Annotated in this window: 14 protein-coding genes and 1 tRNA gene; 2 read left to right on the top strand and 13 right to left on the bottom strand. The window is 60.5% G+C overall.

Annotated elements, in window-relative coordinates; translation table 11 throughout:
• Nucleotides 1-119: 119 nt before the first annotated feature.
• The 3 genes from AC07TV_RS05245 to AC07TV_RS05235 are packed head-to-tail and all read right to left on the bottom strand — an operon-like array spanning nt 120 to nt 1664.
• On the bottom strand, nt 120-653 hold the full coding sequence (locus AC07TV_RS05245) for a chorismate--pyruvate lyase family protein (RefSeq protein WP_494647341.1): 534 nt from the start codon (nt 651-653) through the stop codon (nt 120-122).
• Nucleotides 653-1096, bottom strand: a complete 444-nt coding sequence (locus AC07TV_RS05240; protein WP_494647340.1) for a DUF192 domain-containing protein — start codon at nt 1094-1096, stop codon at nt 653-655. The genes AC07TV_RS05245 and AC07TV_RS05240 overlap by 1 nt, the downstream gene beginning before the upstream one ends.
• Nucleotides 1089-1664 (bottom strand): pseudouridine synthase, encoded by a 576-nt coding sequence (locus AC07TV_RS05235; protein ID WP_494647339.1) that lies wholly within the window; start codon nt 1662-1664, stop codon nt 1089-1091. The genes AC07TV_RS05240 and AC07TV_RS05235 overlap by 8 nt, the downstream gene beginning before the upstream one ends.
• A gap of 191 nt (nt 1665-1855) precedes the next feature.
• Here AC07TV_RS05235 and AC07TV_RS05230 point away from each other — a divergent pair, with 191 nt between their 5' ends.
• Entirely contained in the window at nt 1856-2461 is a 606-nt protein-coding gene (locus AC07TV_RS05230) for a YIP1 family protein (RefSeq protein ID WP_494647338.1), read from the top strand.
• A gap of 7 nt (nt 2462-2468) precedes the next feature.
• Here the strand turns inward: AC07TV_RS05230 and AC07TV_RS05225 are convergent, their stop codons facing one another.
• From AC07TV_RS05225 to AC07TV_RS05195, 7 genes are all read right to left on the bottom strand, one after another.
• Nucleotides 2469-2999: a hypothetical protein gene (locus AC07TV_RS05225; RefSeq protein WP_494647337.1), complete on the bottom strand. Its 531-nt coding sequence runs from the start codon at nt 2997-2999 to the stop codon at nt 2469-2471.
• A 10-nt stretch (nt 3000-3009) separates the two neighbouring features.
• Nucleotides 3010-3351, bottom strand: coding sequence for a 4a-hydroxytetrahydrobiopterin dehydratase (locus AC07TV_RS05220; protein WP_494647336.1), 342 nt, complete (start codon nt 3349-3351; stop codon nt 3010-3012).
• A gap of 57 nt (nt 3352-3408) precedes the next feature.
• The gene (locus tag AC07TV_RS05215) at nt 3409-3957 is read right to left on the bottom strand and encodes a hypothetical protein (RefSeq protein WP_494647335.1); all 549 of its coding nucleotides are present in this window, start codon (nt 3955-3957) and stop codon (nt 3409-3411) included.
• Nucleotides 3958-3980: 23 nt separating this feature from the next.
• A complete protein-coding gene (locus tag AC07TV_RS05210; protein WP_494647334.1) occupies nt 3981-4250 on the bottom strand; it encodes a DUF3460 family protein in 270 nt (89 codons plus the stop codon).
• A gap of 255 nt (nt 4251-4505) precedes the next feature.
• Nucleotides 4506-4590 (bottom strand) — tRNA-Leu (locus AC07TV_RS05205).
• Nucleotides 4591-4674: 84 nt separating this feature from the next.
• Nucleotides 4675-5919: a nucleoside recognition domain-containing protein gene (locus AC07TV_RS05200; protein WP_494647333.1), complete on the bottom strand. Its 1245-nt coding sequence runs from the start codon at nt 5917-5919 to the stop codon at nt 4675-4677.
• A gap of 57 nt (nt 5920-5976) precedes the next feature.
• Nucleotides 5977-6702: a L,D-transpeptidase family protein gene (locus tag AC07TV_RS05195; protein WP_494647332.1), complete on the bottom strand. Its 726-nt coding sequence runs from the start codon at nt 6700-6702 to the stop codon at nt 5977-5979.
• 253 nt (nt 6703-6955) lie between these two features.
• Here AC07TV_RS05195 and AC07TV_RS05190 point away from each other — a divergent pair, with 253 nt between their 5' ends.
• On the top strand, nt 6956-7804 hold the full coding sequence (locus tag AC07TV_RS05190; RefSeq protein ID WP_494647331.1) for a PEP-CTERM sorting domain-containing protein: 849 nt from the start codon (nt 6956-6958) through the stop codon (nt 7802-7804).
• Between the two features lie 271 nt (nt 7805-8075).
• Here AC07TV_RS05190 and AC07TV_RS05185 read toward each other — a convergent pair whose 3' ends face one another.
• From AC07TV_RS05185 to nirJ, 3 genes are all read right to left on the bottom strand, one after another.
• Nucleotides 8076-8240, bottom strand: coding sequence for a DUF3149 domain-containing protein (locus tag AC07TV_RS05185; protein ID WP_494647330.1), 165 nt, complete (start codon nt 8238-8240; stop codon nt 8076-8078).
• Between the two features lie 704 nt (nt 8241-8944).
• Nucleotides 8945-10519 (bottom strand): cytochrome D1 domain-containing protein, encoded by a 1575-nt coding sequence (locus tag AC07TV_RS05180; protein WP_494647329.1) that lies wholly within the window; start codon nt 10517-10519, stop codon nt 8945-8947.
• Complete coding sequence (gene nirJ / locus AC07TV_RS05175; protein WP_494647328.1) at nt 10516-11655, bottom strand: heme d1 biosynthesis radical SAM protein NirJ; 1140 nt, start codon at nt 11653-11655, stop codon at nt 10516-10518. Before nirJ ends, AC07TV_RS05180 begins: the two co-directional genes overlap by 4 nt.
• Nucleotides 11656-11771 lie beyond the last annotated feature (116 nt).

Genomic DNA, 11771 nt, shown 5'->3' with positions numbered 1-11771 from the left:
GTGCCAAGACCGCAAGCATAACTGCCTGAAATGATCGGAAACTCATCATTTAATTATAGGTCTGGCGCGGGTTTCATGGCCAATTGCCGGAAAATTCGCCGGGCGACGAGCATCGACACTCAGCAACGGAGACTCGCCACTGCCGGCAGAAACACTTCAGTGACCAGAACCTGTTGCGCCCCGAGGCGATGTAGCGAACGGCGGGCCCACAGCGTGTCGCCGGTTGCGCCGAGGGCGGCGGCACGCTGGTAAAGCGGGTGGCGCCGGTCGAGCCGGCGAAACTCGATGGCGCCGCGCTGAAAGCCGGGATGGGTGAACAGCAGCGAACCGAGCGAGTTGCTACCGAGGCGGGCCAGCCAGCGACTCAGGCGGCCGGGGCTGGCGGTAGACAGCGTGGTGTGGGCAAAGATGACTGGCACGCCATCGCATTCGAGAGCCACTTCACGGATCCAGGCCGGGGCTCGCGATTGCTTGAGGCGTAGACCTTCGTCAGCCAGCGCCAGGCCCTTTTCATAACGTAGCAGGCGGACGCGAAACTGGCGACAGTTGCGCAAGCAACGCGCCGTCAACGAGCCTGGTTCAGTCAGCCAGGAGGCCAGGTCGGCATCGAGCGGGCCTCCGGTCGGGCGGACGCGCCATTTGTTCGGAGGCATTACTGGGGACGCGGCGCCTTGTCGAGACCGCCGAGTTTGACGCCGGGCTTGATGCCGCGCTGGGCGAACCAGCCGAGGTTCATTTCCAGGGCGTAGCGGGCCGGGCGGCGGGCGCAGTGGTTGTCTTCGGTCTGCGGCTGCATGTCTTCGATGTTGATGATTTTGCCTTCGCCATCGATGAAGGCGACAGAGAGCGGCAACAGCGTGTTGCGCATCCACATGCAGTGGGTGTTTTCCTGGGTGAAGACGAAGAGCATGCCGCGCTGGACCGGCATGGCCTTGCGGTTCATCAGGCCGACCTGGCGGTTCTGGTCGTTGGCCGCGACTTCGGCTTCGATGCGGTGAAAGCCGGCGCTCAGTTCCATAAGCGGCATGGCACCCTGCGCCCAGGTCGAAGCACTGATGGTCAGGCCGGCGAGCAGGCCGACGAGTGTCTTATTCATTGAATTTTCCTTGCAAATCCTGGTAACTGCCGTCGATCTTTCGCCATTCACCAAGGGCCAGACCGTCCAGCGTCGCTGCCCCGATGGCAGCCCTGACCAGACGGAGCGTAGGATAACCGATGGCCGCCGTCATGCGCCGCACCTGGCGGTTCTTGCCCTCCGAAATGCGGATTTCCAGCCACGCAGTCGGGATCGCGGCACGATAGCGAATTGGCGGCTCGCGCTGCCAGAGACCGGCCGGCTCGGCGATCAGCCGTACCTTGGCCGGCTTGGCGGTGAAATCGGCGAGCGCGATGCCGGCGCGCAGTTTGTCGAGCGCCGCTTCGTCCGGCGCGCCTTCGACCTGCGCCCAGTAGGTTTTTTCCAGCTTGTGTTTGGGGTCGGCGATCTTGGCCTGCAACTTGCCGTCATCGGTCAGGATGAGCAGCCCTTCGCTGTCGGCATCGAGCCGGCCGGCGACATATACGCCCTTGACCGGAATGAACTCGTCAAGCGCCCGCCACTTGCCTTCCGGCGTGAATTGGCTGAGGACGCCGTAAGGCTTGTTGAAAAACACGAGGGAGGACACGGCGGCAGGGTTTCGCGGGCTGGGCAGGATTTCAATTTTCGCCGATTTTTCGGGTTGACCGTGGAAATGGGTAGGAAAAGGGCAGCAAAAGGTGGAACCGCGCGGGCTCAACGATCCTCTAAATACTGTCCCGCTCCTGCCGCTGCTGCATCCGGCATCCGGCACTTTTGGCGGCGACAAGGAGGTTCATCATGTCCCTGACTCATTTCCCGGCAATGCTGATATCGGAAACCGAAGGCTGGTCCGATATTCAAGGTAGCCACCCACAGGCCCGCTCGTTGCTGTTCGGTGTGGTCATGCCGCTATCAATCATTCCACCCGCGATGGTCGCCTTTGCTGAACGGGTTTATCCCGGTGCCGTTTTTCCGCTTTCCATGCCGGCGATGACCGGCGGCGAGTTGCTGGCCAGCGGCATCGTCCTGTTCGCCGTGCAAGTGGCCATGGTTTCCTTCATGGCCATGCTGATCCAGCGCATGGCCATCGGCCAGGATCACGATCCCGGTTACGACAATGCCTACACGCTGGCGGCCATTGCGCCGGTGCCGCTATGGCTGTCGTCGCTGGCCCTGTTCGTGCCCAGCCTGACGGTCAATCTGTTGGTCGTGGCGGCGGCCTGGCTGGCGTCGGCGGCGCTGATCCGCCATGGCGTACGGCCAATGCTCAAGGTCAACGACGCGCGCAAGGCCCATTACATCGCGAATCTGGTGACAGCAGCCGGCGTCATGGCCTGGTTTGCGCTGATGATCATCGCGACCGCTTTGCTCAGCGTACTGCTCGGACTGGCCGCGATGTTCTGAAGCGGCTTTAGCCGCGGAGCTGGCGAAAGCTCTCGAGAAAAGCCGACTTGGCATCCACCGGCATGAGCGGCCGGATGCTTTCGGGCAGGGGCCGAATGTCCCGAAGATTGGCCCAGGCCTCGGTCGAGTGCGGCATGAGGTCGCGCTTTTCGGTGGCCAGGGCAATCAGGTCGGCGGCCTTGATCGCCGGGTCGAGGTGTTCAAGATCGACAGCGAAACGCTCGCCGATGATCTGCATGACGCGGCCTTCGATGGCACTGAATTCGGGAAACAGGTTTTTCAGCGGCTTGACCATGTCGCCCAGGTAGGCTTCGGCGGCGTCGTGCAGCAGGGCGGCCAGACGTAGCGGCGCGGGCACCAGTTGCATGACCATCAGGCTGTGCTGGGCCACCGAATAGAATTCCCGCGTCTGGCCGTTGAAGCGGCACTGGTAGGCCAGACCGTGCGCGATGTCCTCGATGGCGACATCGTCGATATGTGGTCGGGTCAGAAAAAAACGGTGACCGAGAAAGGTCGAAACGTAGGGGCTGTCGATCATGGCCGCCAGTTTATACGTTTAGCAGGTTGCGCTCGATCTTGGCGGCACAGATGAAATCGTTCTCCGACAGACCGCCGATGGCATGTGTCGTGTAGCGCACCCGGCACTGCCGGTAGCCGACCTCAAGATCCGGGTGGTGGTTTTCGCGATGCGAGATCCAGGCGGTTGCATTCACGAAGGCCATGGTTTCGTAATAGTTGCGAAATTGGAAAGTCTTGCTGATCTCAGCACCCGTCTGCACCCAGCCATCAAGGCTCGGCAACAGCCGGTCTATTTTTTCCTGGGATAACGGCGACGTGCCACCCTCACAGGGCACACAGCTCTTTTCACTCAAATTGCAAACGGTTTCCATGAGATCGCTCCTCGCTCGCCTCGTGACGCTGGATAAAGCCGATCGGGCCCAACGCCATCAGTGATTCGCCGGTGATTGCCAGTGGGCGAATCCACGGGCGGCCTGATTGTGATTACCGATAGCGTCTACCCGGTCAACCGCCAGAACCGGGACGGGAATCTCGACCGGGATCGCATTCGCCCGGACCTGCGGTTGTCGCGTCGTGAAATCGGCCTGACGTGCAGCGGCGAGGAGTGCCGAGTAAACCGGATTGAACCGGTTGTTGGCGATAGCGCGCTGCGCCGGGTTATCTATCAGCGACTGCAGTGAAAGGCGCGCTGCCAAGCCTTCCCGCCGGGCGACAAGATTGTCCGTTTCCAGGGCGCTGGCTTGTCGAGGCACTGAAATGACCAGAGAGGTCAGGCTGGCAGCGGTCTGCGGGGCGGTTTCGGTTCTTGCCGTCGCCGCCAGGAGGCGCCCCTGCGGCGAGAGGCTGACAATGCTGGACGGCGTCTCGGCGGCAACCGCGTTCCTCGTTGCCGTCGTCGCCAATGGCCGGGCGGCCAACGGCGAAATCGCGCTCACGCTACCGGGCGAGACGGGCTGGAAACTCAAGCTGATGGCCATGGCGACGGGCTGCCGAATTGCGCCTATTGCTTCGTGGCGCGCCAGGCCGAGCTATAAAATCCGTAGCCGTCAGCCTCGGCGCGGTCCTGCTCGGCCTTTTGCTGCTCTGCCTGATCGACTTTCTTGTCCCAGTAGAGCAGGCGCCCGTCGTGCTGATCAACCAGCGCATCGGGATGATCAACCAGAAACTGATCAATGAATTGCGTGTATTCCGAGACATACCCGCGGTCGATTTCGCCGGCCGAGGGCTCTGCGCTGTCCGGGTTGAACAGCCTGCTGATGAAATTGCTCATCGTCCTTCCTTTCACGCCAGAAGGTCCGTTATCTGCCTCCTGACTTCAGGCGGCATCGAATTCCGTAATGGTCAGAACGCCGCGCATGTCATGAATGGCCAGTATTGATCCCATTCAGTCTTTCGAGTCAGCAGGAACAACAAGGTTCCCGCCGGCGATTTTTAGTCAATCGATCGACCAAAGCAGCGGCGAAACATGAACAAGCCGGAAATAACGTACAAAGGAATTGATTCTGAGTGTATTCATCAGAATTATTGGTGCCTTGGGCGAGACTCGAACTCGCACAGCTTGCGCCACTACCCCCTCAAGATAGCGTGTCTACCAATTTCACCACCAAGGCTACGGCATCCGGGGATGCTTGCGTGTTTTGTACATCGAGGAAGGGGCGCGATTCTAGCGGGGAATTGCCTCGCTGTTAAGCCCCTCAGTGGTAAAAGGCGTAGCCGATCAGGATGGCGCCGACTAGCCCGACGGCGTCGGCGATCAGGCCGCAGGCCAGGGCATAGCGGGTTTTGGTGATGTTCACGCTCCCAAAATAGACGGCCAGGACGTAAAAGGTGGTTTCGGTCGAGCCCTGGATGATGGCAGCGAGTTTGCCCTGAAAGGAGTCGACGCCATAGGTCGTCATGACGTCGACCATCAGGCCGCGGGCTCCGCTGCCGGAGAGCGTTTTCATGAGGCCGACCGGCAGGGCCGGGACGAAATCGTCATTCAGGCCGAGGGCCAGGACGACGCTGCGGATGGCGCCGATGAGGTAATCCATGCCGCCCGTCGTGCGAAAGACCGAGATGGCGACGAGCATGGCAATGAGGTAAGGAATGATCTGGACGGCGACGCCGAAACCCTCCTTGGCGCCATCGACGAAGCTTTCATAGACGTCGATGCCGCGCGAGGCTGCCACCGCCACGAAGAGCACGATGATGGAGACGATCAAACCGCTGCCGAGCAGGCCGATCATCCGCGCCATCTGCTCGGCTGGCATGCCGGCCAGCCAGAAATACAGCCCGCCCATGAGCGCCGCGAAGCCGGCGAAGAAGGCGAGCACTGGCTTGCAGAACAGGTTGATGCGCTGCCAGACGGCGACGGCGATCAGGCCGGCACAGAAGGAGACGAAGGTGCCGAGCAAGGTCGGCAAAAAGATGTCGGCGGCGTTGAAGCCGACCAACCCCTGCTTGAGCGCGATGCTCTGGCGGATGGCGATGACCGTGGTCGGGATCAGCGTGATGCCGGCCGTATTGAGGACCAGAAACATGATCATCGGGTTGCTGGCGATGTCTTTTTGCGGATTGATTTCCTGCAGCTCGCGCATGGCCTTGAGGCCGAGCGGCGTCGCCGCATTATCGAGGCCGAGCATGTTGGCGCTGACGTTCATGACGATGCTGCCGCTGGCCGGATGGCCAGCCGGGATGTCGGGAAAAACGCGGCGGAAGAAGGGGGCGACGAGGCGGCTGAAGAGTTCGATCAGCCCGCCTTTTTCACCGATTCTCATGATGCCGAGCCAGAGGCTCATGATGCCGACCAGGCCGATTGAAATGTCGAAACCGGTCTTGGCCGTGTCGAACAGGCCAGTCAGGACGCGTGTGAAGATGTCGAGGTCGCCCTGCAGCAACTGCGCCACCGCCGCGACAAAGCCGACGAGGATGAAGGCGACCCAGATTTTATTGAGCACAGGCGGCGGCGCGGGATGGTTGAAAGGCAGCCAGTCTAGCCGGCCAGCCGAGGACTGTCACCGCATTGGCATCGAGCAGGTTGGCAAACCCCAGGCAGCGCGCCGGGCTGCGTATTCCGCCTGCGGTAGTTGCACCAGCACAGGCGCCGCCGAGGCATCGAGCCAGCCGGCGATCTCGCTCATGTCGGCCAGCGCCATCGCCGTGCACCCGGCCGTCGGCACGCCCGGGCCCGCCCAGACATGCAGGAAAATGCACGAGCCGGCGCCGGGCACCGGCGGCTCGGCGTTGTGGGCGACGACGGCGCCGACGGCATAACGCTCGTCCGGCCTCAGCATGTCCTCGCACGATGCCCAGTCCGGCACCACGACCGACTGATCGACGATCCGGTTGTAATACGCCGAAGCCGGGTCGTCGATGGCCTTGAGGTCTGGCGTCGCCGCTAGGTATGGCAGTTTGGCAGCACGGGCAAACGGGCTGTCCGGCGCCGGGGAGCCGAACAGGCCCGTGATGGCGAATATGCCGGCCGGGGCTCGACCATCGCCCTCGTGCTTCCCCGGCCAGGAATTCTCCGGCCCGGCAATGTGCGGATGCAAACCCCGCCCCCAGGCCAGCCCAAACTTGCCGAGAGTCACAGCGATCGCCGGCCCGATGGCCTGCCATTCGCCATCCGCATGGCGGCGCTCAAAACGCTGCAATTGCCCGCTGCAGCTATCCCACTCCGGGGCGACCACGAGCAGCAACTGGCGCGCCGGCGCCGGCACGGCGGATGAGGACAAAGACACTGGCGAAACCATGCAAGCCATTCGGGGTGATTCTCGGGAAAGGTTCTTGAGAAAGACAACGAGAGACGGAATTCCATTTTCGGTCAATATTTCCGGTCGACCGTAGCAGGCGGACATTTTATGCCGCCGCAGGGCACGTGGCGCTTTAACTCATTTGTTCTAAATGCGGCGTATTTCACAAGCTCGAAAAAGTTACGCATCTAGACTGCGAAACAGTTGTCGCAACAAAAATTGCATATCAGGGAGTATCTCGGTGAACAAAAACATCTATCGCGTCAGTCTGCTCATCGCGCTGGGCCTGTCGTCCTTGGGCAGCGCGCAAGCCGCCTCGATTAGCCTGTTGTCACCGGGCGCTGCCTACACACAGGATTTCGACACGCTGGACGACTTCACCGGCTCGACCACAAATGTCGCCCTACCCTCCGGCTGGGCAATTTTCGAGGACGGCACCAGCGCTCGGACAAACCAGGCTTATGGCGTAGACGCTGGCAGCAACAACGCAGGCGACACCTACAGCTACGGCGCGGCAGGTTCAACGGATCGTGCTCTGGGCTCGCTGCGCAGCGGCACGCTCATATCAACGTTCGGCGCCGAATTCATCAACAACACCGGCGCCAGCATCTCCCGGCTTGACATCGCCTTCACCGGCGAACTCTGGCGGCTCGGCACCGCCAGCCGTACCGACAAGCTGACGTTCCAGTACAGCACCGATGCCTCCTCGCTGACAACCGGCACTTATCTTGACTTCAGCGCACTGGACTTCGTGACTCCAAACACGACAGGCCCCGGCGCAAAAAATGGCAACGACGCAGCGAACGCCATGGCCATCAGTGCCACCATCGCCGGCTTGGACATTGCCGCCCTCTCGAGTTTCTGGATCCGCTGGTCCGACATTGATGCCAGCGGCGCGGACGACGGACTGGCCATCGACGACTTCTCGCTGGCTGCCCGCGGCGCCGTCGTGCCAGCAGCCCTCACCGTGCCGGAACCGGGTTCACTGGCGCTGGCCGGCATCGCCCTGGTCGGCCTGCTGACCACCCGCCGATTGCGTATTCGCGCGATATCTACCAGGGCCATGGCTCGGTCTACGCCATCGACCTGATTCGCCCCGAGGGCAATAGCGGGATCGGTGTCGGGGCCATTGCCGGCACGGTGATCAGCACAGCGGGCGACGCCCTGCTCGGTCATCAGATTGAAAAAGCGAAGCAGCCACAAAGGTGACCAGTTCCGGCTGACCATCCGGATGGAAAACGGTGGCGCCGTTCGGCGCTATTGATCTACCGACTCAACAAAGGCCGGCTGGACCAGGAACTGCGGGGTTTGTTATTGCTCATTGTCCCCGTTCTCCTGGTCTTTACTTGCCAACACTCGGCCTAATGGACGCCGGCCACGTTCTTGTGGGAGCTATGCTCCTGCTCTTCCTGCTTGGCGTGCTGCATTGCGTAATGCCAGATGTAGACCGCCATGACCAGAATGAAACCAATGGTGATCAAGCTGAGTATGCCGATGTCGGACGTGAATAAGAGTTCCCATGCCATGAGTCTTCTCCAGTAATGGTGAATAGGGATGAATTCGTTTTGCTGCCCGTGTTTATGTGCAAGACATATGCCCGGTGCTCACCGGGTCAAAAACACGGGACCCGAACGACAGGAAAATGACCCGACAGGAAAGACTGAGATCACCAGTACGAGGGGCGAAATGGCTATTTGCCATGGCCTTCATCACTGTGATTCATGACTTTTCCGCTTGCGCAAAATCAGGATTTTTGCCGTCACCCGACTGACATTTATGTCAATCAACAGCCATGCGCCGCCAGAAATGGCACAAACCACCCTACCCGCCGGCAGGTCAGCGAATACCTGAGCCGAGCTGGTTCTGCCCCCCGAACTCTTCCTCGCAGTTGACGAAGCAGTCGGGTTGGAAGCCGGCATTTCCCCTGCTGTGACGCATTCCCGGTTCGCAGCGTGTTCAAGGAAAAGTCGTCGAATTTCAATGGCGGTCGTTCGACGCCTCTTCCCCTGGGAGGAAAGGAAGAGACGCCTTCAGGTACAACCGGCTTCCGGATAGCTTTATAGCCAGATACGTGCCAAAAGCATATCCGCAACCAGAACCGTTTTTAATCAACAACTTAAATATTTACAGGCAAAAATAATCCGACATTTACGTCAAAATTGTCAGCCAAGATTGACAACGCGCCCCTGCCACGGTCAACCGGAAATTTCGCGGAAAATTGAAATGGCGTTCAATGGCTAGTGCCCTCTGATTTCGTGATCTTGTTCCAGACGTTGTACTTGCCGACCGGCTTCTTCATCGGCAGGCGCTTCACTTCCTTGAGCGTCGCAGCATCGTAGATGATCAGCGCGCCGTCCATGTCCCACAGGCTGGCCAGCACGTACTTGCCGTCTTTCGTAAACTCGACGTGAGCGAAGGTTTTGCCCGGCTCGGGCTTGAGCTCGGCGACAACTTCCAGCGTTTCCTTGTCGATTATTTGCATGGTGTCCTTGAACTCCTTGCTCATCATCGAATCGGTCCACGCGTAGCGACTGTTTTCGTGGCTACGCATGAAAAACCCGGGGCCGCGCGTCTTGATTTGCTTGATTGTTTTCCAGCTCTGCATGTCGATGATGCTGATCAGGCCTTCGTTGAGATTCGGCGTTGCCATCACGGTCTTGCCTTGCCACTGCCAACTGATGCCGGAGCCCAAGTGCGGCATGCCGGGTAACTGGAGATCAGCGATTTTCTTGCGCGCATCGAGGTTGACCACCTGGCCGGTCACTGCCGCCTTGGTGTCATTGCGCGAAGCCCCCATCACCTCGTCGTAACCCTGGGTGAAATAGAAATCGTCGAGGTAATCGTCGAGCTGCGTGCGCTGCGGGTTGAGGAAGCCGGGAACGAAGCTGCCTTCCTTGTACTTGAAATCGTGAATCATGCCGACCGGTATGTCGTCGGCCTTCGGGTTGTACGAGATTTCCCAGACCTCTTTCACATCCTTTAGCGCGGCGACGAAACTCTGGCGTGGCGAGGCGTCGTAGACGGCCGAGACGCGCGATGTCACCTTGCCGTCCTTGTCACTGACCGGCAGGATTTTCTGCAGCTTGAGATCGGCGTCGAGGATGACCAGGCTGTGCGGCAGGTAGTTGGCCACCGCCACCCACTTACCGTCGCCCGATACCGCGGCGTTACGCGTGTTGATGCCGGCGCGCACCTCGGCAATCACCTTCAAATTCCACAGATCGAACTTAGTGATCCAGCCATCACGTGAGGCGAAGAAGACGTAGCGACCATCCGGCGTGAATTTGGGCCCGCCGTGCAGGGCAAAGCGCGACTGAAAGCGGTGGATCGGCTCCAGCTTGTCGCCGTCGAGGATGGACACATGGTGATCGCCGCTTTCGACGACGACGAACAGGTTGAGCGGATCGGCCGTGAACTGCGGTTTGTCGGGCAGGCTGCCCGGTGCGTGATTGACGAGGCGCGAGGCGTTGATTTCCTTCTCGCCCCAGGCCGGCATCGGCTTGATCGGCGTGTAGGCGTAATCGACCAGCGCCTTGATCTCGTCGGCCGCCAGCGTCTGGCCAATGCCGAGCATCTGCGTCGCCGGCCGGCCGTCGCGAATCACTTTTTCGGCCTCCGGCTTGCGCAGGCGGGCAAGGTTTTCCGGGATCAGCGCCGGACCAATGCCGCCCAGCCGGTCGGCACCATGGCAGGCGGCGCAATGCTGCCGATAATTTGCCGCCACATCGGCTGCTTCGGCCAACTGGGCCATGCCGAACAGAAAATAGGCGGCAAAGCCGGCCGGAATCAGGATTCGCCAATTCATACGCCAATTTCCTCATCGGAAAGATAGCAGCCCGGGTCTTCCGCCCAGGCATCGCCAGTCATCTGCTGCGCGCGGACGCGGGTATTGCCGTTGCAGACACCGAGGTAAGCACACGCCCCGCACCTTCCCTTGACTGCGCGCGGCTGCTGTTTCAGGCCGGCCATCAGCGCATCCGAGGTATCCGGCCAGATCTGCGAAAACGGCCGATCCTTGACGTTGCCCAGGTTGTGGTGCCACCACATGGTGTCCGGATGCACGTTGCCGAGGTTGTCGATATTGGCGACATTGATCCCCGACGAATTGCCGCCCCACTGGCGCAGCTTGGCCTCGACATGCGCCGCGCTTTCCGGGAAGCGCCGGCGCACCCAGTGCAGGAAATAGACACCATCGGCATCGTTGTTGCCGGTCGTGAATTCCTTGTTCAGCCCGCGCTGGTTGTACTCCCAGCAGGTATCGAAGAGCAGGTCCATCGCCGAGCGCGTTAGCTGGTATTGCGCGTCGTCCTTGCGGTTCTTGTTGCCCCGCCCGGCATAGTTGAGGTGCGAGAAATAAAAGCGGTCGATGCCTTCGTCCTCGACCAATTTGAGCAGAACGGGCAAGTCGTGTGCGTTGTCCTGCGTCATCGTGAAGCGCACACCGATTTTCAAACCCAGATCGCGGCACAGCCGGATGCCCTTCAGCGAGGCCTCGAAAGCGCCGTCCATGCGCCGGAATTTGTCGTGCGTCTCGGCAATGCCGTCCAGAGAAACACCAACGTAGTTGAAATCACACTCGGCAATCCGGTCGATATTGCTTTCGTCGATCAGCGTTCCGTTTGACGACAACCCGACGTAAAAGCCCTGCGCCTTGGCCCGTTTGGCGATGTCGTAGATATCCGGCCGGAGCAGCGGCTCGCCGCCGGACAGAATCAGCACTGGCACCTTGAAGCCCCGGAGGTCGTCCATCACCGTAAAAACCTGCTCGGTGCTCAGTTCGCCGGGGAAATTGGTGTCAGCCGAAATTGAATAACAATGCTTGCAAGTCAGGTTGCAGCGCCGGATCAGGTTCCAGATCACCACCGGACCGGGCGGATTTCGCTTGGGACCGAGCGTCGTCGGCTCGGCGATTTCCTGCATGTATTGGGAGATACGAAACATGAACGTCCTTGTTCTGGTCTTTCGGCCATTCAACGGCAGCCCGCCCCCTCATTCCTTGATACGAGTCAACCGCAGGAATATTGAGGCGTTAGATGGGCACCCCTAGCCCTGCGGTA

It is taken from the genome of Azonexus sp. GW821-FHT04F04, assembly GCF_059420025.1.
This window is presented reverse-complemented; position numbering and strand designations above follow the sequence as displayed.